This window comes from Chitinophaga sp. NPDC101104 (assembly GCF_050277495.1).
Lineage (GTDB): Bacteria > Bacteroidota > Bacteroidia > Chitinophagales > Chitinophagaceae > Chitinophaga.
The window spans coordinates 3,453,109-3,476,181 of sequence record NZ_JBNNSF010000001.1; the positions used below are offsets into that span (position 1 = coordinate 3,453,109).

General features: G+C 56.2%; 19 protein-coding genes and 2 tRNA genes. 4 read left to right on the plus strand and 17 right to left on the minus strand.

Features of this window, described 5'->3' with window-relative positions:
- Window position 1: 1 nt before the first annotated feature.
- Window positions 2-742 (minus strand): electron transfer flavoprotein subunit beta/FixA family protein, encoded by a 741-nt coding sequence (locus tag ACQKLP_RS13785; RefSeq protein WP_427323327.1) that lies wholly within the window; start codon window positions 740-742, stop codon window positions 2-4.
- 111 nt (window positions 743-853) lie between these two features.
- Here ACQKLP_RS13785 and ACQKLP_RS13790 point away from each other — a divergent pair, with 111 nt between their 5' ends.
- Together ACQKLP_RS13790 and tilS are read left to right on the plus strand one after the other, a co-directional pair.
- Window positions 854-1,159, plus strand: a complete 306-nt coding sequence (locus ACQKLP_RS13790; protein WP_427323328.1) for a tetratricopeptide repeat protein — start codon at window positions 854-856, stop codon at window positions 1,157-1,159.
- The gene (gene tilS / locus ACQKLP_RS13795; protein WP_427323329.1) at window positions 1,146-2,510 is read left to right on the plus strand and encodes a tRNA lysidine(34) synthetase TilS; all 1,365 of its coding nucleotides are present in this window, start codon (window positions 1,146-1,148) and stop codon (window positions 2,508-2,510) included. Before ACQKLP_RS13790 ends, tilS begins: the two co-directional genes overlap by 14 nt.
- On the opposite strand, the gene ACQKLP_RS13800 is transcribed toward tilS, so the two are convergent.
- Together ACQKLP_RS13800 and ACQKLP_RS13805 are read right to left on the minus strand one after the other, a co-directional pair.
- A complete protein-coding gene (locus ACQKLP_RS13800) occupies window positions 2,511-3,170 on the minus strand; it encodes a rhomboid family intramembrane serine protease (RefSeq protein WP_427323330.1) in 660 nt (219 codons plus the stop codon).
- Window positions 3,148-3,621, minus strand: a complete 474-nt coding sequence (locus ACQKLP_RS13805) for a 23S rRNA (pseudouridine(1915)-N(3))-methyltransferase RlmH (RefSeq protein WP_427323331.1) — start codon at window positions 3,619-3,621, stop codon at window positions 3,148-3,150. The genes ACQKLP_RS13800 and ACQKLP_RS13805 overlap by 23 nt, the downstream gene beginning before the upstream one ends.
- A 129-nt stretch (window positions 3,622-3,750) precedes the next feature.
- On the opposite strand from ACQKLP_RS13805, the gene ACQKLP_RS13810 reads away from it, so the two are divergent.
- Window positions 3,751-3,824: transfer RNA gene (locus ACQKLP_RS13810), tRNA-Arg, on the plus strand.
- A gap of 141 nt (window positions 3,825-3,965) precedes the next feature.
- Here the strand turns inward: ACQKLP_RS13810 and ACQKLP_RS13815 are convergent.
- The 7 genes from ACQKLP_RS13815 to ACQKLP_RS13845 all read right to left on the minus strand — a co-directional run bounded on the left by ACQKLP_RS13815 (window position 3,966) and on the right by ACQKLP_RS13845 (window position 14,291).
- A complete protein-coding gene (locus ACQKLP_RS13815) occupies window positions 3,966-4,436 on the minus strand; it encodes a DUF5018-related domain-containing protein (RefSeq protein WP_427323332.1) in 471 nt (156 codons plus the stop codon).
- Window positions 4,437-4,460: 24 nt separating this feature from the next.
- A complete protein-coding gene (locus tag ACQKLP_RS13820) occupies window positions 4,461-6,326 on the minus strand; it encodes a RagB/SusD family nutrient uptake outer membrane protein (protein ID WP_427323333.1) in 1,866 nt (621 codons plus the stop codon).
- A gap of 27 nt (window positions 6,327-6,353) precedes the next feature.
- Complete coding sequence (locus ACQKLP_RS13825) at window positions 6,354-9,644, minus strand: TonB-dependent receptor (protein ID WP_427323334.1); 3,291 nt, start codon at window positions 9,642-9,644, stop codon at window positions 6,354-6,356.
- Between the two features lie 185 nt (window positions 9,645-9,829).
- Window positions 9,830-10,894 (minus strand): FecR family protein, encoded by a 1,065-nt coding sequence (locus tag ACQKLP_RS13830; protein WP_427323335.1) that lies wholly within the window; start codon window positions 10,892-10,894, stop codon window positions 9,830-9,832.
- Window positions 10,895-10,971: 77 nt separating this feature from the next.
- The gene (locus ACQKLP_RS13835) at window positions 10,972-11,541 is read right to left on the minus strand and encodes an RNA polymerase sigma factor (protein WP_427323336.1); all 570 of its coding nucleotides are present in this window, start codon (window positions 11,539-11,541) and stop codon (window positions 10,972-10,974) included.
- 163 nt (window positions 11,542-11,704) lie between these two features.
- Window positions 11,705-12,346 (minus strand): response regulator transcription factor, encoded by a 642-nt coding sequence (locus ACQKLP_RS13840; protein ID WP_427323337.1) that lies wholly within the window; start codon window positions 12,344-12,346, stop codon window positions 11,705-11,707.
- A complete protein-coding gene (locus ACQKLP_RS13845) occupies window positions 12,327-14,291 on the minus strand; it encodes a sensor histidine kinase (RefSeq protein ID WP_427323338.1) in 1,965 nt (654 codons plus the stop codon). The genes ACQKLP_RS13840 and ACQKLP_RS13845 overlap by 20 nt, the downstream gene beginning before the upstream one ends.
- Before the next feature lie 347 nt (window positions 14,292-14,638).
- Between ACQKLP_RS13845 and ACQKLP_RS13850 the strand changes: the two genes are divergently transcribed.
- A tRNA-Arg gene (locus ACQKLP_RS13850) sits at window positions 14,639-14,712 on the plus strand.
- 128 nt (window positions 14,713-14,840) lie between these two features.
- On the opposite strand, the gene ACQKLP_RS13855 is transcribed toward ACQKLP_RS13850, so the two are convergent.
- From ACQKLP_RS13855 to ACQKLP_RS13885, 7 genes are all read right to left on the minus strand, one after another.
- Window positions 14,841-15,083 carry a hypothetical protein gene (locus ACQKLP_RS13855; protein ID WP_427323339.1) on the minus strand — a complete coding sequence of 81 codons (243 nt, stop codon included), beginning with the start codon at window positions 15,081-15,083 and terminating at the stop codon, window positions 14,841-14,843.
- A gap of 55 nt (window positions 15,084-15,138) precedes the next feature.
- Window positions 15,139-15,291, minus strand: a complete 153-nt coding sequence (locus ACQKLP_RS13860) for a hypothetical protein (protein WP_427323340.1) — start codon at window positions 15,289-15,291, stop codon at window positions 15,139-15,141.
- Window positions 15,292-15,510: 219 nt separating this feature from the next.
- A complete protein-coding gene (locus ACQKLP_RS13865; protein WP_427323341.1) occupies window positions 15,511-16,104 on the minus strand; it encodes a hypothetical protein in 594 nt (197 codons plus the stop codon).
- A gap of 9 nt (window positions 16,105-16,113) precedes the next feature.
- Window positions 16,114-16,941 (minus strand): hypothetical protein, encoded by an 828-nt coding sequence (locus ACQKLP_RS13870; protein WP_427323342.1) that lies wholly within the window; start codon window positions 16,939-16,941, stop codon window positions 16,114-16,116.
- 80 nt (window positions 16,942-17,021) lie between these two features.
- Window positions 17,022-17,735 (minus strand): DUF2589 domain-containing protein, encoded by a 714-nt coding sequence (locus tag ACQKLP_RS13875; RefSeq protein WP_427323343.1) that lies wholly within the window; start codon window positions 17,733-17,735, stop codon window positions 17,022-17,024.
- Window positions 17,736-17,782: 47 nt separating this feature from the next.
- Window positions 17,783-18,244 carry a DUF2589 domain-containing protein gene (locus tag ACQKLP_RS13880; protein ID WP_427323344.1) on the minus strand — a complete coding sequence of 154 codons (462 nt, stop codon included), beginning with the start codon at window positions 18,242-18,244 and terminating at the stop codon, window positions 17,783-17,785.
- A gap of 338 nt (window positions 18,245-18,582) precedes the next feature.
- A complete protein-coding gene (locus ACQKLP_RS13885) occupies window positions 18,583-23,070 on the minus strand; it encodes a TonB-dependent receptor plug domain-containing protein (protein ID WP_427323345.1) in 4,488 nt (1,495 codons plus the stop codon).
- Window positions 23,071-23,073: the final 3 nt, after the last annotated feature.

A 23,073-nucleotide genomic window follows, 5' to 3' on the forward strand; every position in this document is an offset into this window, starting at 1 on the left:
CTTAGATCACCTTGGCTTCTTCGTGCAGCAAACGGGCGAGCTCTTCCACCTGGTCGGCCGCGATCATTTTCACGCCCGCCTTCGCCGGGGGCAGCTCGAACGATACGATGGAGGTCAAAGCATCCACCGCAACGGGCTCCACTACCTTCAGGGGCTTGGTCCGCGCCGCCATGATACCGCGCATATTGGGGATACGCGCTTCCGCCATGCCTTTCTGTGCGCTCAGCGCCAGCGGCAGGCTCACTTCCACCACTTCCTCACCGCCTTCGATCTCCCGTTTCAGCGTGGCGGTAGTACCGTTCACGTCCAGTTTGCTGGCGATGGAAACGAATGGCAGGCCCAGCAGTTCCGCTACCATGCCGCCCACGGAAGAACCGTTATAATCGATCGTTTCCTTACCGGTAAATATGATGTCGTATTGTTCCTGTCTGGCCACCGCCGCGATCTGCGAAGCGATGTAGAAGCTGTCCTGGCTATCGGCATTCACTCGGAAGGCTTCGTCGCCCCCCAGTGCCAGCGCCTTACGGATAACGGCTTCGGTATCGGCACCGCCCACGGTGATCAGGTGCACCGTGGCGCCCAGGGTCTCCTTCAACTCCAGCGCCCTTACCAGTGCATACCACTCGTCGTACGGGTTGATGATGAACTGCACTCCCGCCTCACTGAATTTCGTGTTATTGTCCGTGAAAGCTATTTTTGCAGTTGTGTCGGGCGTTTTACTGATACATACTAAGATCTTCATATCCGTTTACTGGTTTTGGTGAAAAATGCAGTATTTACAAATATATGGGATTTAGGGGTTCAGCCATCAGCAGCCACGATACGTTTAACATATTGCTTAGAAATCGACCGCATGGACAAAATCGCACAAATAAAATCATTTCTTGAAAGCGCCCCGGCAGACAGCTTCCTGCGTCATGCCCTGGCCCTCGAATACGTGAAGATCAACGACGACGCGGCCGCCCGCGCCACGTTCGAAGCCCTCCTGGCCGCAGACCCCGGCTACGTAGGCTCGTACTTCCATCTCGGGAAAGTGCTCGAGCGCCTCGGCGAACGGGACGCCGCCGCCGCCACGTACGAAAAGGGAATGGACATCGCCCGCCAGCAGCGCGACATGCACGCTTACAACGAACTCCAGGCCGCCCATGAAGACCTTTAACCCCTTCGACGCCGCGAGCTTCCGCACCGCCCTGCGCGCGTTCATGGACCGCGAATCCATCTTGCCTGCCGGCGCCACACTTCTCGTAGCCGTAAGCGGAGGCGCCGATTCCGTGGCGCTCGCACACTTGCTGTACACCTCCGGCATCCCCATCCAGATCGCGCATTGCAACTTCCGGCTGAGAGGCGAAGAATCCGACCGCGACGAAACCTTCGTCCGCCGCTTCGCCGCCCAACTGAACGTCCCTTTTCATGTCAAACATTTCGACACAAACGAATATGCATCCGCCGGGAAGCTTTCCATCCAGGAAGCCGCGCGGGAACTGCGGTACGCCTGGCTGGAGGAACTGCGCATCCAGGCCGGCCTGCACGCCGTTGCCACGGCGCATCATATGCAAGACGGCGTGGAAACGCTCTGGATGAACCTGTCCAAAGGAACGGGGATTTCCGGCCTCCACGGCATCCTGCCGAAACAGGGCGCGCTCATTAGGCCGCTGCTTTTCGCCACGCGGGAAGATATTGCAGGATATATGATGGCGGAGCAACTGGCTTTCGTGGAAGACAGCTCCAACGCATCCGATAAGTACACGCGGAACTATATCCGGCATCATGTGCTGCCGCCGCTGCGGGAAGCGTATCCGGACGTGGTGCGCCAGACGGGCGCGTCCATTCAGCGTTTCCGGGAAGCGGAAATGCTATATCAGCAGGCGGTGGAAGGGTATCGGAAAAAACTCGTGGAGAAAAAAGGGGAGGAGTATTTCATCCCCGTGCTGAAACTGAAACAGGTACGCCCCCTGGCTACCATCGCGTACGAACTGCTCAAGCCCTTCGGGTGCAATACCCACCTGGCCGCGCAAGCCATACACCTGCTGGAAGCGGGCCCCGGCAAGTTCGTCACCACCGCCACGCACCGTATCGTCCGCGACCGCAAATGGCTCATCATTACGCCCCTGGAGGAAAACCTTTCCGCGCATTTCCTCATCGAAGCGGGCCAGCGGGAAGTGCTGCTTCCGGGTTTCCGCATCACGCTGCGCGAAGAAAAATACGATGGCCGCCCCATTCCCGCGGACGCGGATGTGGCGTACCTCAACGCCTCGGAACTTTCGTTCCCGCTCATGGTCCGCAAATGGAAAACGGGCGACTACTGCTATCCGCTCGGCCTCAATAAAAAGAAAAAGCTCAGCCGCCTGTTCATCGACCAGAAACTATCCCTTCCCGAAAAGGAAAAGGTGTGGGTGCTGGAATCGGACAAACGGATCGTGTGGGTGATGGGCATGCGCCTGGACCACCGTTTCCGCGTGACGGAACATACGGAGCAGATACTCGTTTTGAAAATGGAAACAACCCGCTGATCAGGGATTGAGCAGGCGCTGCAGGAAGTACATGAACACGGCAGGCTTGATGACGATGGGAAACACCAGGCCCAGCACGGCTCCCCAGAAGTGCGCGCTATGGTCGATCCCGTCGCCCCCGCGGCGAGACATGTACGCCGAATACACCAGGTACAGCACGGCATAAAGGATGAACCACATGGGGATGAAGAAATACAGCCCGATCTTCTGCCAGGGGTCGAACAGCACGCAGGAAAACAGTACGGCAGACACCGCGCCGGATGCGCCGATCGACTGGTAACCGTATACGTCCTTATACTTGAAATAATTCGCTACGTCGGGTAGTACGAGGCCCAGCACGTACAGCAGCGGGAAGTAATACACACTGCCCAGCACCCTTTCGAAATAGAAGGAAATATAGTCCCCAAAAAAATACAGCGACAGCATGTTGAAGAACAGGTGCATGAAATCGCGGTGTACGAGACCGGAGGTGAAGAAACGGTAATATTGGTTGCGGTGATTCACCTGGTAAGGCCAGAAACTGAGCTTCTCCATGTCTCCCGGCCGGGTGAAGGTCGTAATGGAAACGAGGGAAGTGATAACGATGATGATGAGGGTAATGCTCATAAGCTGGACGGTAATTAATCCGTAAATATAATCATTGATGGTGATACTTCTCATTATTGAGGACGGTATACGCCCTGTAGAGCTGTTCGGTCATGATAAGGCGGACGATCTGGTGGGGGAACGTCAGGTCGGACAATGACATCTGCACATTGGCGCGTTGCAGCACCGCGGCATCGATCCCGAAAGCCCCGCCGATCAGCACGATGAGCTGGCGCGTGCCGGCATTGTTGCGCTGCCGGAGAAAATCCGCCAGTTGCAGGGTACTGAACGCTTTTCCGCGCTCGTCGAGCGCGAGGAGATAATCCTGCGGCTGCAGCATATCGAGAATGATCTTTCCTTCCTGTTTTTTCAGTTCCGGGACCGAAAGGCTCGCCGCCTGCTTCACCGTCGGGATCAGTTTGATATCGAAATCGGTGTAGTGCTGCAATCTTTTCCGGAATATTTTAATCCCTTCATCGATCCACGCATCATTTTCCTTACCTATGCTCCAAAGCTGTATTTTCACGGGTTTCAGCGTTTTGTTACTGCCGTCAAAAGTAATTGTAAAATGTAAATTGCTGAAAAAAAGCGGGAGAAAGATTTGCAGAAATGAAAAACTTCCCTACATTTGCATCCCGTTCAATACAAACGGAATGGCTGCGTAGCTCAACTGAATAGAGCATCTGACTACGGATCAGAAGGTTTCAGGTTTGAATCCTGACGCGGTCACAAAAGATACCCTCCAGTGAAAACTGGAGGGTTTTTCATTTTTATTCATCATTACATTAGGATTCAGGTAGATCACCTAAAAGGAATCGCCTCATAGACATGAGGCGACCCCGTTGCTTATCAAATTACAGTGAACATATTTTAAAAACTGAGGTTGACGGTCCAGGCTTTTTTCTGGCCGTTGGCGGCCGTCACTTCATACGTCAGCGGTTTCGACGCGTTGGCCGGGTCTCCCGGGCGCGGGGTACCACCGGTTCCCTGCATGGTGGCGGCCGTAGAAATATCGAAATACACCCAGAGCTTGTTGATGCTCACTTTCGCCCGTTCGGCATCCGTAAAGGAACCGTTGGCGGCGGGCACCGTCAGCACGATGTTGATCGTGTTCGTGGCCGCGTCCACCGTTTTGCTGGCCACGGTCAGGCGCTGGTAGGCCACCACGGGCTGGCCGTTGTACACCTGGCCGCTTTCGAACCGGTGCTCCACGTATACGTTGTCGATTTCATTCTTGTCCCACAGCGGATATTCCGGCAGGTCTTTTTTCAGGCAGGAAGTCAACATAAAGAGTAGCATCACCATGCATCCTGCATGCCATATGAGTCGGTTGTTTTTCATGATCGATTCTTTTTTCGGGATTGATTACCAGTTAGGATTCTGCGGGCCGAATTTCGGGTTCTGGTCCAGGTACCCCTGTGCGATGGGGAACAGGTACCGCCGCGTGTTATCGAAATTGCGCACGTTGTTGGAACTGTAGAACGGCCCTTGTACGATGGAAAATGCCGTCCTGTCTTTGCTGATGTCCATCACGCGCGGAACTTCCGTCAGCTCGGGGATGGTCCCGCCCGCCACGTTGCCGTGGTTCGCATTGCCGCCGTAACGGCCCCAGCGCAGGAGGCTCCAGTAATAATCGTTCTCCATCACCAGGTCGACCCTTCTTTCCCTTTTATAGTCTTTCCAGGCTTCCGCGGCAGTAGTAGCGGCAGATAGGGGCAATTTGCCATGCACGTCGCGGGTTTTATTGAAAGCGGCCACGGCATTGGGCACGTCGCCTTTTAACAGGTAAGCTTCCGCGAGATTGAGGTATACGCGGCCGAGGCGCGTCACCACGTAATGGTAATCCGTGGGGATGCCGACGTAGGGGCGGGGCGACACGTTGGTGTACATCCCTTTCCGCCAGTACATGTTCGACAGGCTCACATAATATGCCATGCCGTTGATCTTCATCCAGCGGGTCGCATTTCCTTTGATGCAGGTGGTGAGCAGTTCGCCGTAATGCCTGTCGGTGGAATCGCTGATGATGGAAGCCCTCCAGCGGGCGTCGCGGCCGGTGTTGGTCAGCGTCCATACCGTTTCCGTGCTGCCTGCTTTGATCATCCCGGTTTTCACCGCGGTTTCGCCGCCGGCCTGGGGAATTTTATCTGTGGGAATGGCCACGCCTTCGTTGATCGCCGCGAGGTACTGCGAAGTTTTATCCCAGGGCAGGGCTTTCGACGGATCGGCCTGGTCTTTCACGAGGTATTCGTCTGCGATGTTCTGCGAAGGGCCGTGCTGCACCCAGGCTTCGAAAACGGTGTTGGAATTCAGCGCGGGACTGCCGCCATACTGGTTTACGCGGTCGTTGTTGATATTGGGCGTAAACAGCTGCATGGGCGTACCGTCGACGTTCGTGTTGATCGATTTGCGGTAGATGCCGAAAATGATCTCACCGGAAGTGGCTTTCGTTTCGTTGAACATGCCACCATAATCAGGCTCCATCGTATAGCCACCCTCGTTAATCACGAGTTGCGCATTGGCGATGGCTTTATCGAGCAGGGGATCGTTGGTCTGTATGGCCGGTGCGGCGGGGTAGTTTTTATACGCCAGCGCCTGGAGGCACACTTCCGACAGCAGGGCCGCAGCGGCGTATTTGTTCGCGCGGCCGGCTACTTTGGCCGTGGGCAGGCCCGCAATGGCGTCTTCCAGGTCCTTAATGATGAGGGCGTATGTTTCCGTGGGATTCGCCGTACTGGGGAGCTTCAGGTCATCCTCAGGCTTCAGCAGCTTGTCGATCCACACGATCCGGCCGATGCTGCGCGCCACGTTGAAGTACGACATGGCACGGAGGAATTTCCCTTCCGCGATGAGCGCGGTTTTGTCGGCCGCGGAAATATTGGCGGACTCACCGACTTTCGTGATGATCTGGTTGCACCTGCGGATGGCGCTCCAGTTATTGAAACCCTGGTCCGTATTGCGGTCCGTCCTTTCTGTGAAAATGGCTTCCGCACCGCCGTAAATCCCGTCGAAACCAAGGGTGTTGGTCGTCCGAGGATCGGTACCGGGGCCGCTGGCGAAGCTGTTCATAATGCCGTAGGTCGAAAAGATGAATGTTTCCGCGTTGGCTTTGGTGCTCCAGATCACGTCTTCACTGATCTTGTCGAACGGCTGCGTATTGAGCGACTTCTTACAGGCCGGCGCTGCCGCCAGCAGCGATAATATGGTAAAAGTGGTAATGGTATTCTTCTTCATGTTGATGTTTTTAACTGGCACAGACTATCAGAAACCTACATTCACGCCCAGCGCAAACGTCCGCTGGATGGGATATCCATAGTTGTTGGTATCGGATTCCGGATCGATGAAATATTTTTTGCTGTTGGAGATCGTGAGCAGGTTGGTACCTGAAAGGAACACCCTGAACTGGCGGACCGCCGTATGGCGCAGGAGGCGCTCCTTGAGATCGTAGCCCAGCTGCAGGTATTTCAGGCGGGTAAACCGGGATTGGAGGATCCAGAAATCGCTTGCGGTATAGTTGTTCCCTCCGTTCACGCCGCTGGCCGAAACCTGGCGGGGATATCGCGCGTCTGTATTGTCGGGCCTCCAGTAATCTTTCTGGAAGTCGTACACCAGGATCCCCTGTGCCGAGGAGCCCTGGATCACGTCGCCGAGGTACCGGTCGCGGGGGCCGGAGCCCATCACCACCGCGCTCAGCGTAATGCCCTTATACCCGAGGTCCAGCGTTACGCCGTAGTTGATCCGCGGGAACGTATTGCTGCCGAGGTTCCGGAAATCGGAGCCGTCGATCTTGCCATCGCCGTTCGTATCCTCATAGGCGAGATCGCCGGCCACGGTGTTGATCGACGAAATCCTGCGTGCACCGTACAACAGGTCGCTGTTATGCTGGTAAAACCCTCTGTTATAGTAGCCTTGCTGCAGGAACGCCGATTGGCCGGAAGACCGGGTATAGGGGTTCTTCATCGCCGTCGTATCCTCGATGGCGCGCTCCCACAGCTGGTCGAACTTCGTGAAGTTCAGGCCCACCTTGTACGTGAAGTCTTTGCCGATCCTGTCGTTCCAGGTCAGGTTGAATTCCCATCCTTCACGGCGCATCGCGCCATCGTCGAAGTTGACCGGCGGCAGGCCGATGCCGAGCGTGGCGGAATACCTGGTATCGCCCGTTACGTAGCCGGTGGTGCGCATGTAGAAATAATCCACCGCGCCGGTCAGGCGGTTATCGAGCGTAGCGAGGTCCATACCGATGTTGTGGCTGCGGATGCTGTACCACGAGAAGTTGGTGCTGGGCAGCGATCCCGGCTCGGAGGAGCCCTGCATCGGCTGGCCATTCAGCACCCATGCGTTGGCGTTCACGTTGTAGCCCGGCACGTACTGGAAGGCGCCGATACCGTCGAGCGTGCCCGTAAGGCCATAAGACCCGCGCAGCTTCAGGTAATCGAGGTACTTGCGGTCGCGTACCCCTTTGAGGAAATCCTCTTCCAGCAACGACCAGCCCCCGTCGAATGCATAGAACGTGCCCCATTGCTTTTCTTTCGGCAGCAGGTCGTTCCCGTCGTAGCGCACGGTCCCGTTCAAGTAATATTTGTTATTGTAATTCCAGCCCAGCTTGCCGATCCAGCCTGCACGCGCGCTTTCTGATTCAGAACCGTTCGCCAGCTGGTCTACGGTAGGCCCTGCCACGTACTGGTCGAACATCAGCTGGTAACGCTGGCGGGTGGCCGACAGCGATCCGCTTTTGTCGTTGGCCTGCTCATAGCCCGCCATCGCTTCGATATTGTGGCCTTTGAAGGTCGTATTGTAGGTCACGAAACCCTGCAGCAGCAGGGTGCTGCCGTCTCCGCGACCGGAAGTCAGGGAAGGCGGGTTGCCCAGCAGCGGCGTGGTGCTCCCGTTGGTGTACGAGGGCGCCGTGGCGTTCCAGGATTTGCTCATGGAGTTCCACATGTTGTAGTTCCCGTTCGCCTTGAAGTGCAGCCCTTTCAGGAACAGCGCCTCCCAGTCGAACCCGAGGATGCCGTTGAACACGCGCGAAGTATTCCGGGAATAACCCGATAGCGGCGAAAGTTCCACGGCCGGGTTGTCTGTAGTGTTGATCGACGGAAGCCCGAATTCATTATAAGCGAGCTGGTTAGGCCTTTTATTCTGGATGTGGGAGTACAGCGCTCCGTAACCATTGCCTGTAGAGGAGTTAGGAAGGGAGTTCTTTTCCACGAAACCATCGATGCCCGTGGTTACCTTCAGCTGGATCTTTTCGAATTCGCTGACGGTATTGAGGCGGTAAGTGATCCGGTCGTTGTAGTTATTGTCTGTCCGCAGATTGGTACCCTGGTGATAATAGGAACCGGACGCATAATAGGTAAGCAGCTTGGTGCCGGAGCTCAGGGAAAGATCATGGCGCTGCTCGCTCGCAAAGTCTTTCAATGCAATCTTTTGCCAGTCGGTGTTGGGATAAATGAACGGTTTGGACTGGTCCTTGTAAAACTGCAGGGTGGTATCGTGCGTGGGCGGTGTTTTGCCTTCCGCAATATAGACGTCGTTAATGGCTTTCAGGTTGTCGTACGACCCCATTTTCTTCGGGAAAAGGGTAGGCTGGGAGAAGATCGTGTTATAAGAATAGTTGATGTTCACCTGGCCGGCCTTTCCTTTTTTGGTGGTGATGAGGATAACCCCGTTACCGCCGCGTGCGCCGTAGATGGCCGTGGCAGCGGCATCTTTGAGCACGGAATAGGTCTCGATATCGTTGGGGTTGAGGTTCTCGAAATCGTTCTGCGAGCGCAGCATGTTATCGATGACGAACAACGGCGTGCCGCCGCCGCGGATGGAAATGGCGCTTTTCACGCCCGGCGCGCCGCTGCTGCGGGTCACGATCACACCATGTACGCGCCCTGCGATGGCGTCGTTGATGGATTGCACCGGCAGCGAAGCCACGTTATCCATAGACAGGGTGCTCACGGCGCTGTTCAGCTTGCGCCTGGTGGTGTTGCCGTAACCGATCACCACCACGTCAGACAGGCGGTCTACCGACGATCGCAGCACCACATCGATCGTGCTCCGCCCATTCACCGTCACGGTTTGCGGGAGAAAGCCGACGTAGCTGAAGGTCAGTTGGCCGTTTCCGTCTACCGAGATCTGGTACTCCCCGTTTTCATTGGTGGTGGTACCTATGCCTTTACCAGCGGCAATGGTCACACCTGGCAGGGGAGTGCCGGTGCTGTCGGTAACACGGCCCTTCACGGTGAGGAAGGCGAGCTGGCTGCCGGCGGAGCGGATAACGATCAGCTTATTGTCCAGCAGTTCGAAATCCAGGCCGGTATTGCTCAACATGAGCCGGAGCACGTCTTCCAGGAACATATCTTTGGCGGAAACGGTCACCCGCAGGTTGTCTGAGATGACCTGGTTGCTGAAGGCGAACCGGTATTCCGTTCGTTTTTCGAGCTCTTTAAGCGCAACCGCGAGTTTCTTTTCCCTGAAATCCACGTTCAGCCTGTCTTGCGAAAAAGTTTTCGCCGATAGCTGAAGGGCGGTGAGCAACATGAGCATGCCGCAGATTTTCATAATACGCAAAATTTGGATCCGCCACCGTGGTAACGGCGGACTGGTAAACACAGGCATTTTTTTCATACCTTCGATCTTGGTTTATTTTGATAAAATATGGACATAGCTTTCCCGCCAGGAAATCTTGTCCTGTTTTGGAACCATGGAGGAATGGCCGGAATCCATTTCTCCATTTTTATTTTTGCCTACTTGGTAATGGTGATCTTGTTACCTGAAATCTCGTAATTGAAATAATAAGTTTGCTGCAGAATCTTCAGTATTTCTCCTATGTCCTCATGCGTAAATGTGGCCGTGAACGTATAGCCTTCCACTGCCTTGTCTTTTATCTCGATATTTACATTATACCATCTTTCCAGTTCCTTGCGGATGTCGGCGAACGATTCATTGACGATTTCGAGCCGCCCTTTCGCCCAAACCGTTTCAATCACGGCGCTGTCTTTGGCGCTATATGAAAGCGGCAGCAGCACCAGTTTCCCGGACTTTCCGCCAATGATCCCCGGATCGCCGCCCATTCGGTTGACGATCATTTTCTGGTTGGGCATCAGCGGCCAGCGGCGCGTGCTGCCGGGCAATACCAATTCCACTTTACCGCGGATCAGCGAGGTTTCGATGACCGCTTCTTCAGGATAGGCTTTTACGTTGAACAGGGTGCCCAGCACGTTTACGTCCTGCCCCTGGCTATGGACGATAAACGGCAATTCCGCATGGGCCGGCACATCGAACAGCGCTTCCCCGCTCAAATGCACTTCGCGGTTCGACGCCGCAAAACCTTCCGCCAGCCGGAGTTCCGACCCCGCGCCAAGATAAATGCGGGTGCTGTCTGGCAGCACAAAGAACCGGCGTTCTCCCCGCTGCGTCACATAGGTGTGCGCGATTTCTTTTCCATTCGTTCCCTTGCCCAGGGCAGCCATGTCCTGCTGCATCCCGCCATGCCGGACCGTCATCCCCCAGACCAGCCAGCCTACCAGCGCCGCGGCGGCTACAGCGGCGGCGTAAGGCAATATCCGCCTGAAAGGGCTGCGCCGTTCCGTCTCGAACGGGCTTTCATCCATGCCGTCGCGCGCTTCCCGTTGCAGCATGATATGCAGCCCCAGCACGATCTCCGCGGCTTCCTGCATGCGGAGCGCCAGGTCTGGCCGGGCATGGGCCATCTCTTCCCAAAAAAGGATATCTTCCGCATTCCTGCCTAAACAATAATTGATGAATGAATCGTTGATGATCAGCTCTTCGGTAGTATATTCCATGGGCATAAAACGTGGCCTTTCCATAATAGACGGAAGGCGAATGCCGATTTACCGGTTTTCGCGAAAAAAATTTTAACCTTTTTTTACAGTAAAGGAAGTAGGGAAAGAAGGGAAGAGAGATGGATGCCCGGCGCCCCGGCGCTCAGCTCTTTCCGTAGGAACTTGATGCCTTCGTGCAGCTGGTTGTAAACCGTCCTTTTTTCGAGGCCCGTGCGCAGGGCGATCTCGTCGGTCGACAGCCCCTCGTAATATTTCATGTACACGATCTGCCGGCTGCGTTTCGGTAATTTATCGAACGCCTTGCGGATTTTGGAGATCAGTTCGGAGTTGGACTGTACCGCTTCCAGCGTATCCTGGATGGAGGGAACGGGAAAGGATTCCGCAACGCCGGCGTCGCAGACTTTCGGGACTTGCCGGGTACCGCGATAATGGTCGACCAGTTTGCGGCGGAAGGCGGTGGACAGATATGTTTTGGGATGTTGAATACTTTGCGGATCGATGTTTTTTTCCAGCAGGTCCAGGAAAAACTGGGAAACGATATCGCCCAGCTCGTCTCTCCCGAAACCCAGCCGCAGCCCCATATTGATGAAATGCGCGCTGTAGGAACTATAGCAGTCCTGTACCCATTTGGTCATATTCACTGTTGTCTCCATGTAGCGTGGCGCGTTTCTACTTACATCGTTCAGTTAGGAAGAATAACGTCAAACTACATCGTCCCACCCAATTCTCAAAATAAAGTGTACGGAAAAATCGATTGTATGTGAGTTTTGTACTCGAATTGGTCAATATTGCATGAGGCGCACGGGTAAAACTTGATTACAGGAGTTTGCGTTGCACGGCGGCCATGATGAGCTCGGCCGCGTTTTTCACTTCGAGTTTCTGCATCATGTTCCGGCGGTGGGTTTCTACGGTGAGCGGGCTCAAATGCAGCTCCTGCGCGATGCCGGTGGTCGTTTTCCCTTCCGTGACGAGTTGGAGGACCTGTTTCTCGCGGCGGGTGAGGGTGGCGGGCGCACGAAGCTCGTCGCGGCCGGGGCGGGCCAGTATTTCGCGGACTTCCCGGCTGAACGCCACGCCGCCGTTCAACGCTTCGTCGAGGCAATTTTTGAATTCCGCGGCCGAGGCGTTTTTCAGCAGGTAGCCGGAGGCGCCGTTCTGAAGGATCTGGAGGATCATGCTGCGCTCGGCCTGGTTGCTCACGGCCAGCACAACGGTTTCCGGCGAAATCCGCTTGATGTCTTTACACAGATCGAGGCCGTTGGCATCGGGGAGCATGATGTCGAGCAGCACGAGATCGGCATGGTTACCGCCCAGCCAGGCCATGAAAGCGCCGCCCGATGTAAAGGCGTGCATCCCGGAGATGCCGGGCGTGCCGTGCAGGAGGGTCCGCAGGCCTTCGATGACCACGGGATGATCGTCTACGATGGCTATGGTGCGTTCAGTTGTCTGCTTCCACATGGATTTCTATATTGATGGCAGTGCCTTCGCCGATAACGGAATGGATGTCCAGTTTGCCTTTCAGGTAATGGACGCGGTTGCGGATGTTGGAGAGCCCTGTGCCGGGGGATTGCTCCTTCGCCGGAACATCGAACCCCTTTCCGTCGTCTTCGATGGTGATGAAAAATGTATCCCCGTTCTGGCTGCATTGCAGGATGACCTCTTTCGCATGCGCGTGCCGGATGGCGTTCGCCAATGCTTCCTGGATGATGCGGTAAATGGTGACCTGCGTTTGCACGGGAATGTCCGTAGCGATACCGAAAGCCTGGTAACTGATGCGCGTGGCGGGGGTGGATAGCGATTCGCAGAGGTCGCGCAGCGCCGTTTCCAGCCCGAACTTGAACAGGTTCTCCGGCATCATGTTCCGCGCGATGCGGCGAAGCTCGTTCACCGAATGATCGAGCTGGCCGATCACCTGGTCGAGCGGTCCGCTTTCCTCGCCCGCGGCCAAGCCAGACAGCCGGATCTTCATCCCCGCCAGCATGCCGCCAAGCCCGTCGTGCAAGTCGCGCGCCACGCGCCGGCGTTCGCGCTCTTCGCCTTCGAGCATGGCGTGGGAAGTGGCGATCATCTGCCGCTGTTCCATGTCTTTCAGTTTCTGCGAAGCCAGCCTGCGCCCGTTGCGGTACTGGAAGTAGATAAATACCGCGGAAGCCAGCACCAGCACGCTACCAACGGCCAGCAGCCAGAAGGAAAGGCGGGTGTTACGACTGGCCAGTTGCGCCTGCCGGGCTTTCGCCTCCAGCGTGGCGATCTTTTCCTGGTTCTCGGCGTTGCGGTAGCGGACTTCCATGGCGCTGATCTCGTTCCGGAGGTGGCTGGTATGGAAGCTGTCGCTCACCGTACTGTATTTTTTCTGCCATTCGTAAGCGGTGGCGCCGTTGCCCATGGCGGCATGCGTTTCCGCCAGCCCGGCGTACACGAGGAGGCGGTTGGTGACCACCGCCATCATTTCCGGCTGGTTGGCGAGAAAGGTGATAACTGCCAGGGCTTCCCGGTACCGGCCGAGGTTGTGCAGGGCGTAATATTGCTGCAGCTCGAGGCGTTGCTGCTCGTATCTTTTCTGCAGCTTCCCGGCGATGGCGATCCCTTTGCCCAAGCTTTCCAGGGCGGCCGTCCAGTTTTTGGCGGTGTTGAAATAAAGGCTTTCCGCCGCGTAATAATCTATCCAGTGGTGGGAATCCGGGTAAGGTGCGAGCAATGTGCGGGCGCTGTCGAGCATTTCGGGGGCCCGGGCGTTGCGGTCCCACAGGCTGGAATTTTCCGCCAGGGCGATGTAGGTTACGAGGAGCTGGTCTGGCGGCGAGTGGCCTTCGCGCAGCACGCGCAGCGCGGTGCGCATGTATTCGTCTGCCACATCGTGCTGGCCCTGGTTACGGAAAACATAGCCGATGCCCAGGTAGTGCTTCCCGATGAGGGTACTGTCGCCCGTACGGCGGGCAAGTGGAATGGCTTTATTGAGGAGGATGTCCGTGAATTGTTTGGGATCGTCCTGGAAAAGCCGGAGCCCGCCATAGCGGTGCCATGCTTTGGACCGTACGGCGAGCGCGAGGCTGTCGGCGAAAGGAGAGAGGAGGGAATCTGCCTGCAGGTACAGGCGTGCCGCCGCGTCGCGGTCGGTTTGTGAGACCATGAGGGCGGCGTAATAGGGATGGAGGGCTTTGGCGAGCGGCGAGCCTTTTGCCCATTGCAGCCCTTCGGAAAGGAGGTATGCGGCCTGCAGGGTATCCCGCGTGGCGAGGTGCTCCGACAGCTGGAAGGCCGCCACCGCCCGGGCGCTGTCGGTCGGGGCTGAGGCAATGGCCGTGCGCAGGCTGTCCTGGTACTGCCTGCTGTTCAATTGTTGTGCCCCCGCCGGTAAACCGCCGGCCACCGCGAGGCAGCAGGCGAAAAAGATTCGCATCATACGGATGAATTCCACATTACGAAGCTACGGCAGAAAGGCGCACAACCCAATACCGGTTTACAGGTAGAAAAAATCACCCGCTTACGGCGATTGCCCTTGCTTTGCCTGGTGCTTACTTTTGTAGTATCCCATCCAAGGTTGACAACATAACTGATTTATCATCCCCCAAATCTAAATCGGCAACTAAAATCCTCATCAAACTAAGCAGGATGTCAGCGAGTCACACGCCCGGATTCACTCCGGGCGTACCTTTTCCCGGAACACCCCAAAAAAAATGTACGCTTTTGTAAAAAATATTTGCGCAATTGTAAAAAATCCCTACCTTTGCATCCCGTCAAACACGGACTGGCTGCGTAGCTCAACTGAATAGAGCATCTGACTACGGATCAGAAGGTTTCAGGTTTGAATCCTGACGCGGTCACAAAAAAACGAAAGGTCTTCAGGCAACTGAAGGCCTTTTTTGTTTCCGGCCATTCCTGCAAAAAGCAGCGCCCGCAGCACGTAAAGTACCGCGGGCGCTGACATATAATGGAAGATGTATGATGCAGATCAGTTATATACCGGCCGCTGGTGCACGATCTCATTGGCCAGCTGGTAGAGGAACTGCACATCGAAGTCCTCTTCATGGTTCAATGGCCGTAAGCCGCAATGGCGGTCGCGCGTGAAGGAAATCTCCGTACCCTCGACCCAAGCGCTGATCTTGCAATAAGGGCCGGTGAGGGTAATCTGTACCGGCAGCTCGAACGTCTTGCCGCCGTAATGCATTTGAATGTGATACTGTTCGGTTGTCATAAGGATGCTGGTTTAAAAATTCACATGATCATATCCCTTGTCCAAGGAACATCCATTACAATCGCATCAACAAGGATGCCAGCAATTGGCGGAGCATGGGCAACGCCAGGACCAACAATACAAAAGTAACGGCCCACGAAATGAGGGTGGAAGATAGCGTCCAGCGGGCGGGGCGCGCATGTGCCCGGGGCAGTTCTGCGTAAATCATGAGCGTCGTTTTTACGTGAAGTAATCGGCTTGCTTGATTCACTGGAGCGTAACGTCGTTGCGATCAGGTCGTATCCAAATATACCCCGATTTCCCCGTATTTACCTGGAAAATTAAAGCGCCCCTCACAATCAGGACGCTATCTGATAACATTTATACATATGTGAAAATAAGCGATATCTCAGGTTGTGGAGGGATTTCCCCGCGGCATACGGTTGTTCTACAACTTCGCCACACCCTGTACCATCGGCGGCACTACTTCTTCGAGCAGCAGGAACACATCGGGCAGGCTCACCATCGTCAGCACCCGCTTTTGCCCCAGCGCGATGTTGCGGTCCGTACCGAGGGTTTTCCAGAGCCGGAGGTATTCGGTTTCGGTGTTCACCGATAACAGCATTTTGTCGTCGATGAGCCCTTCCTGGAACCCCGCCACGATGATCTGCCCGATCATGGCCGCGGCTTCTTCCAGTTTGCTGCGCGACGCGGTATAATCTTCCCGCAGCACGGTTTCCAGCCCGCGAAGCACTTTCAGCATGGCCGATTGTTTCATTTCGCCACGGCGGACGGTCACTTTTTCCAGCGTGCAGGGGTCGAGCCCTTTCTCGGCGGCCGACCATTCCGCCCGCAACAGCTGTAACTGGCTTTCGCGGTCGGGGAGGCCTTTGTCCTTGTAATCGGCATTCACGCGGTCGAGCAGCGCGCGCAGGGCCGTATCGGTATCGTAATCCTTCCGGCTGTATTTTTCGGTCACGGTGTTGAGCGCAGCCAGCAGGGCGGCGAGGTCTTGCCGGATCTGGTGATGGAACCTTTGCATGACGGCGGTTTATTCGAATTCTACAATTTGCTGGTCCTGGCCCGTTTCCTCGTTGCGCACCGTTTTCACGAACACGCCTTCTTCCTGGATCCTGGCCTTGATGGTAAACACGGTAGCATCGCTGCTGCCGTTTTTCACGATGTTGGTTTCCGGGTTCACGAGGAGGTTTTCCATCTTGCTTTGCGTCACCATCGTATATTCCTTGATGCGCGTCACCACTTCGGCCACCATCTGGGTAAACATTTCGTTGCCGGGATATTGCTCTTTATAGAACGCGCTCAGGTTATACTGCACGAGCCGCGCGTTGAACATCTCCGCCAGGCAAACCTGTGCGATGTTCTCCGGCCTGGCGGGCTCGCTGTTTTCTTTCAGGAGGCGGTAAAATTTGTCGACCGGGTCTTCCGCAGGAACGGCCGCCGCGATCGCTTTTTTGCTTTTCCGCGTGCGAACGAGCGAGGTTTCGTATTCGACCGGCTGGCGGAAGATGGGAATATCGAACACATCGTCTTTCACGTTTTCCGGGCTCTGGCCGAGTTTCGACTTCTGGATCAGCAGCGTCTGGATGGCGGAATTGACGCGGTTGTTGACGTATTTGGCAAAATCTTCCGGCGGCATGGTAAAGGCCATGGCGTTGGAAAACTTGGCGGAAGAAATCAGCACGGGGATGGTGAGCTCCATTTCCGGGATCTTGAACCGGGGAACGGAGAAATGCTTCAGCACATCGTCTTTGGAATATGCGATCGCCATGTCTTTGGCCACACGGTCTGCATGATCGCGGGCGCGGGTGATCTCGGAGAAAATGAAACCGACGTAATCTGCCAGTGTGATGTTTGACATGTTGCTTAATGTTGAAGGCTACGAAAAGAGAAAAAGCGGCGCCCGGTGCCGGAGTCCCGGATGCGGGCGCCGGTATGAAATTATGCGGAAAGCATGCCGAGGATCCTTTCCAGGCCTGCGGGCATTTCGTCCTGCACGGCTTTTACGTTTACGTTCAGTGCGAATTCCTTCTTCACTTCTACGCCGGTCACGGATTTGCGCTGATAGGAAGCGGAAACCTTGAAGCTTACCGGTCCCCAACCTGCTTTTACTTCCGCGTTCACGCCGATGTCTTCGCTCACTTTGGAAGACTCCACGGAGTTCAATTTGGCGTTGAAATCGATGATCACGTGCTCGATGCGCAGGCTCGGAACGGGGAGCATGGCGATGAGGGGCACTTTCACATACACTTTCTTTTTCACTTCCTCACCGGCTTCGTTCACGTCGCTTCTTTCGTGGGTGAAGTCTACCATGATGAGCTCTTTTTCATCGCTGCCTTCGGCCTTGCTGAAACCGACTTCATTGATGAAGTTCACGGTAGCGAGGGCGGAGGCCACCTGGGCGTCTACGGCCGCCTGGAGCGGACCGCCGATCATTTTCTTGAAGTCGATGGCGTTCAGTTGCGATACCAGGTCGGTATTGATCGCTTTGGCCATGGGCGCGCGGCCGGAGGAAACGGCGCGGGCGAGTTTTTGGGTGGAGGCGGCGGCTACGTCGGCAGCTGCGCTGACAGCGGGGGTGGAGGGGGTAACGGCGCTTGCGGGCGCTACGCGGGGCCGGGGGTTAGTACGGCTTTTCGGATTGATCTTTGCCATTGTTTTTGACATTTAATTATTGAATAAATAGAAGGTGTGCGAAGGGGTTAACCGGGTTGTACGCCCAGTTCGGCGAGGAGGGATGCCGGCAGCTCGTCCTGCACCACGGAAACCTGCATGTTCATTTCGAAATGCTGCTGCCGTGCTCCGCTCTTTTGATAGGCCGGCATGGCTTTCACGCTGCCGTTCTGCTTTTCGGTCCGGATCATTTTGACGTTGAACGAAAGCTTCGCTTCGGCGATACGGAGGGTCTGGACAGGCACCAGTGAAATGAGCGGCACGCTGATCTCGCGTATTTCGCCGTTGCGGGTGTGCGTGAAATCCGCCATGGCGATCTCCCGCTGGCCGGGCGTGGGCTCGTAGAAGCTGATCTTGCGGACGAGCTCCGCCGAAGCGAGCGCCGAAGCCGTTTGCGCTTCCATCATGGCGCGGAGGGGTGCGGAAATCATCTGCTGCAATGCCAGTTGTGAAACGGGCAATTCGCGGGTGGATGCGTTTGCTGGGGTCATAACATGCTTTTTCCGGAAGGGATGCGAACGGGCATAACCTTCCTGTTGCTTTCCGTCCTGCGGGATGAGATGCCATACGTTATGGGCCGGATGGCGCCCGGGCGGATGGGGTTACTTAAAAAATGCTTTTGTTGATCCGACGATTTTGAAAACAGTTTTTTGGGGGACGCACGCGGATTTGGGGCTTTCTCACTCATCTTCGGGGTTACGGTTGCGCTGCGTGCGTTCGCCGTAATTCGAGTGCAAGTTTAAACAGGATTTTTCATTCGCACAAAAATAAAATCTACGAGAAAAGGAGCGGCCACGGCCTGAAAGCGTTTACCGCGGCCGTCCTTTTTCTACTGGGCGGGCAGCACCGAAATTTCGGTACCGGCCTGCCAGTCTTTTTGTTCCGGAACATAATACAATCCTGCGCAACCGGCCTGTGCATGGTACTTTCCGGGGAAGTCGGCCTTCAGGTCGAGGTAAAGGATTTTGCGTTCCCCCGGCCGGAAATCTCTCCAGTACAATACGAGATACCCGTCGAAGATCTCGTAATAGGCCACATCCTGCTTGTCTGTCCATTCCTTCAACTGCCAGGGTTGCAATTGCAGCCCGCCGGGTATGCCGATTTTGGCGATCGTCATCGCCTGTTCTTTCGCTTCCGTGTTGCGCACTTCGATGCGCATGCGCACCGTGGAGCCCACGCTCACCGTGTCTTGCGCCAACTTCGTCTGCAAGCGGATAACTGTTTTTTCTGACGACGGTGGCGCCAGCGTCCGCCAGGTTGCTTCCACCAGGTAAGGCATTCCATCTGTTTTTCCGGGATAGACCACTTCAACCGCGTGTTTCCCGGCTACCAGGGGTTGCGGTTTTCCGTCGGTTACAGCGGGTTTCCCGTCGATCAGCAAGAAAGCTGGCCCTTCCAGGCTATCGGTCTGCAATGCGGAATATGCCGCGATCGCTTTCAGCGCCATTACCGTGGCCTGCGTTGATCCGTACCCGTAACTGCTTTTGTTTTTCATGATCACGCCCATTTCCCGGGCGATTTTTTGTATCGGCGGGTCCGGTATCCGGCTCCAGGCCATCGTCCGCAAAGCGGCTATTTCCACTTCCAGCGATTGCGGCCCGGAAAAGAATGGCGACGCACCTTCGCGCGGAAGCGCTTCCAGTTTGGCCACGAGCCGCTGAAAATCGGCGGTACGGCCGAGCCGGTGCGCCGCCAGCGCCATAATGCCGGTGATATAGGCATTCCTTCCGTCCAGCGCCTGCTGCAGGGAAGTATGGTATTCACGAAGGACCGAATCGCCCAGGCCGGACTCCGCCATGGCATACACCACATAAGCATCCCGCGCTTCGACGATCCCGGAATTGAAGTGCCTTTCATCCTTCAAACGGAAACAACCATCTCCATCGCGCCTGGCCAGCAGAAAGCGTTTCGTTCTGTTCAGCAAACCCGTATCTACCTGGATGAACCGCTGCATGTCCGTGAACTCCATCAATCCGTACGCCGTCAGCAGCGTGTTACCCGGCGCATGGCCAAACCAGTCGAACCCATGTTCCGAAGTTTCGAACGCCGCCAGTTTCCGGTATCCCCGTTCCAGGTAACGCATGGCCCTGCTGCGGGCACCAGGCCGCAAATGCCCGGAATTGCCCAGCAGTTCCAAAATGAGAACATTGGGATGCGTGGTAGACGATACCTGCTCGAAACAGCCGTGCGGCTCCCGCAGCATCGCCTTCAGGCCTTCTTCCAGTTGTTCATCGGTATACCGGAAAATCTGCGCCGTGTACCGGAGGCTCCCCGGCACGATGCGCTCCGCCGAAAACGCATGCTTTTCCGTCCGCTGGCCGGTAAAGCTGCGCGATGCCGGGAATCCCCGTTCACGCGCCTCCACGTCGAATCCCTTCCGGCTCTTCGTCCGTGCGCCCGATTCCGAATACAGGACGATCATCCCGCTTCCCGCCGCCGTCACCACCACCGGGATATGCATGACCCGCGACACACCGGGCAACAACGTCACGGAAAACGTATCGGTCTTCGTCCGCAAAAATTTATCCGGCACTTCCAGCTTGAATTTCACCTTATGGGGCACGGTATCGTTGTTCTTCTGGTGCAATTGCAGCATGACGGAATCGCCGGACAGTAATTCCTTCGGCACCGTCAGCTCCGCCGCAATGCGCGATTCCGCCGCATAGGTCGCCTCTGTCCGCCCCGGCGAGCCTTCATATCCGATCCCCTCCGCGATCATCCGGAAAGTGGTATTGGCGTCGGAATTGCGGAACGTAACGGTTGCCTCGCCCTTGGCGTCCGTGAAAACGACGGGGTCCCAGAAGATCGTTTCACGGAAATCGTCCTGCACATATTGACTGCCCCCATAATAAGGCGTATAAAACCTTTCCGCGTAATTGTAATTCGACGAGGGCCGGACGTACGCTTCTGTCAGGTAAGCTGATTCCCTATACAATGGAAAGGATTTCCAACCATTGGGATAAAACGAACTGTTGACGAGGATAACCCCGTTGATGGCGCGGCTGCCGTAAATGGCCGTGGCCGCATTGTCTTTCAGGACCGTAATACTGGAAATATCCGCGATATTCTGCTGCACATCCGCCATGGAAGCCGGCATCCCGTTGATGATCACCAGCGGTTCGTTGTTGCCCGCCAGCGTAGCAGCGCCCCGGATGAACACACGGTTGCCCGACAAAGGGTTCGCAGCTGCCTGCACCGTTATTCCCGCAACGTTTCCCTGCAGATTCCCGGCCAGCGACATACCGGGGACCGTACCGGTACCGTTCAAGGCCACAATATGCGACCCCGCGTGCTCCCGGCGCATCACCGCACCGTATCCCACAACCACCACGTCGTTTAATGCATTGCCGGATGACGGCAAATTGTTTATCAGCCCGACGAAACCCTGCCCGATGGTATCCGGTGCAACAGCAGGAGCGGGCACCTGTTGCACCACCACCGGCTGCGGCGCCCTGGCCTGGTCCACGAATATCTGCTTTGCTTCGGAAAATGCGGAACCATGGAAGAAGTTGATGAATGCCGCGCTATCCGGCGGCAAAGGCCCGGCCACGGCGGAATAATACTCGGTCGGCGAAACACCGCCGAATATAAACCGGCCCAGGGAATCGGTGACCGTTGCTGCCGCCCATTTCCGGGTTTGCGTATGATACAGGTACACCCGGCATTTCATCGGCACCCTCCGTTTCGAATAAACCGCCCCGATGATGTAATGCTCTTCCCCGAATGAAAACGGCTGCACGCCCGTTTCGCGGAACTGCTGCACCGGCTCGAAGTACCGGTAGCCGTGCGTCAGCATAACGAGATCGAGCGCCGGGAGCGCCTGCGGTTCGTTGGCCTTGAAGTAGAACGCCGGCTCCTCGACCTTCCCCCGCAATTCGGAACTGAAGAGGAGCCACGACAGCAGGTTATCCTGCCGGTCGTCTGCGAACGTCCAGAGCTTGTCGTCCACCACCGACAACGAAATATTCGCTGGCAGCGGTTGCCCGTCGGGCGTAGTTGTCTTTATCCGGACTTTGACATTTTCCCGCGGTAGGTATTTTTCCTTTTCCGGCACGAGGGAAACGATCATCTGCCGGTCTCGCCGCACGAACAACCGCCTCTCCGCCACCGGCGCGCCTTCGGGAGTTTGAAGGCGGATGCGCAGGATGCCGGCGGGGAAAGAATCGGTGGGTATAGCGATGGATGTTAATCCGGTGAATGGTTGTATCGGGTATGATCTCAATAATTTTTCGCGGGAATGGACGGTGAGCTGGTAAGCGCGTGCCTGGCTGGCGGCAATCTGTATTCCCAGCTCCAGGCTATCGCTCCAGCAGGTCAGCACCGCGCCATCATCGGTAGCCACGGGCAGGTGATAAGCAGTATCGCCGCCCATGCCGCCGGCGAGCCGGGCCGTGTATCGCCGGCCTTTGACCGGCCTGATGGAGAACTTCCCCATGCCGTAGCGGTAGGTGTCGAACGTGGCGGCTACATTCCCGAATTGGTCCGTCACCGAGCCGCGGACATCTGCCGGTTTTCCGAATTCGTCTACCGCGCGGAATGCCATTACGGAAAGCAACCCGTTTACAAAAGTTCCGCCTTCCGGCAAAAACTGCAGATCGATTTTATTCAACACCACCGGTACGCTTCTCGAAATGCTTTCCCGCAGCTGATCGATCTGGATCTGCAGCAGCAGGAGCACGTCGGTAGACCGGAGCCCGTCCGGCAACCGGAAACGCACGTTGGCCTTGCCGTCTGCACCGGTTGAAATGGTACCGCTGGTAAAGGGCCGCCCGTCTACCATGGCCGTAAACTGCACTTCGCGATTGAAGACCGGCTTGTCGTCGAGGGTACGGGCGGTGAAAGATGCGTTCACCGTTGCGCCGGGGCCATAGCCTTTTTGCGGGAAGTCCAGCTGCAGGAGGATCCTGGGAGCCACCACCCGCTGCACCGTGATCTCTTTCGAAAACCAGGTGGAGTCCGATTCGTTGCGCATTCCGTTCGTATACGCCCGCACTTTATAAATCCCGCCTTTCGCATTCCCGCCAAAATGGAACGAACCTTCCGCGTATCCGTCGCGCACCGCGAACTGCTGGACCACCATCCGTTTTCCATCTGGCGAGAACCATTCCACCTGGACGCTTTCAGAGAGGAAAGACGGTCGCCCGTCTTGCCCCCGCGTCACATAGATCTTATAAAAAACCGCATCTCCCGGCGAAAAGAAAGTATGGTTGAAATGAACGTACACCTTTTGCTTCACGCTGGCGTACGCCGTGAGTTGCGCATGGCCCGGAACCGCCATCATGCAGCATATCGATAGTATTGCGATTATCAGTCTCATGGA

Excerpts from the sequence above, each read along its gene's own strand:
- ACQKLP_RS13885 (WP_427323345.1), bottom strand. The coding sequence starts at position 23,070 with ATGAGACTGATAATCGCAATACTATCGATATGCTGCATGATGGCGGTT.
- ACQKLP_RS13830 (WP_427323335.1), bottom strand. The coding sequence starts at position 10,894 with ATGCCCATGGAATATACTACCGAAGAGCTGATCATCAACGATTCATTC.
- ACQKLP_RS13800 (WP_427323330.1), bottom strand. The coding sequence starts at position 3,170 with ATGAGAAGTATCACCATCAATGATTATATTTACGGATTAATTACCGTC.
- ACQKLP_RS13855 (WP_427323339.1), bottom strand. The coding sequence starts at position 15,083 with ATGACAACCGAACAGTATCACATTCAAATGCATTACGGCGGCAAGACG.
- ACQKLP_RS13860 (WP_427323340.1), bottom strand. The coding sequence starts at position 15,291 with ATGATTTACGCAGAACTGCCCCGGGCACATGCGCGCCCCGCCCGCTGG.
- tilS (WP_427323329.1), top strand. The coding sequence starts at position 1,146 with ATGAAGACCTTTAACCCCTTCGACGCCGCGAGCTTCCGCACCGCCCTG.
- ACQKLP_RS13825 (WP_427323334.1), bottom strand. The coding sequence starts at position 9,644 with ATGAAAATCTGCGGCATGCTCATGTTGCTCACCGCCCTTCAGCTATCG.
- ACQKLP_RS13820 (WP_427323333.1), bottom strand. The coding sequence starts at position 6,326 with ATGAAGAAGAATACCATTACCACTTTTACCATATTATCGCTGCTGGCG.
- ACQKLP_RS13815 (WP_427323332.1), bottom strand. The coding sequence starts at position 4,436 with ATGAAAAACAACCGACTCATATGGCATGCAGGATGCATGGTGATGCTA.
- ACQKLP_RS13845 (WP_427323338.1), bottom strand. The coding sequence starts at position 14,291 with ATGATGCGAATCTTTTTCGCCTGCTGCCTCGCGGTGGCCGGCGGTTTA.
- ACQKLP_RS13880 (WP_427323344.1), bottom strand. The coding sequence starts at position 18,244 with ATGACCCCAGCAAACGCATCCACCCGCGAATTGCCCGTTTCACAACTG.
- ACQKLP_RS13835 (WP_427323336.1), bottom strand. The coding sequence starts at position 11,541 with ATGGAGACAACAGTGAATATGACCAAATGGGTACAGGACTGCTATAGT.
- ACQKLP_RS13865 (WP_427323341.1), bottom strand. The coding sequence starts at position 16,104 with ATGCAAAGGTTCCATCACCAGATCCGGCAAGACCTCGCCGCCCTGCTG.
- ACQKLP_RS13870 (WP_427323342.1), bottom strand. The coding sequence starts at position 16,941 with ATGTCAAACATCACACTGGCAGATTACGTCGGTTTCATTTTCTCCGAG.
- ACQKLP_RS13840 (WP_427323337.1), bottom strand. The coding sequence starts at position 12,346 with ATGTGGAAGCAGACAACTGAACGCACCATAGCCATCGTAGACGATCAT.
- ACQKLP_RS13790 (WP_427323328.1), top strand. The coding sequence starts at position 854 with ATGGACAAAATCGCACAAATAAAATCATTTCTTGAAAGCGCCCCGGCA.
- ACQKLP_RS13875 (WP_427323343.1), bottom strand. The coding sequence starts at position 17,735 with ATGGCAAAGATCAATCCGAAAAGCCGTACTAACCCCCGGCCCCGCGTA.
- ACQKLP_RS13785 (WP_427323327.1), bottom strand. The coding sequence starts at position 742 with ATGAAGATCTTAGTATGTATCAGTAAAACGCCCGACACAACTGCAAAA.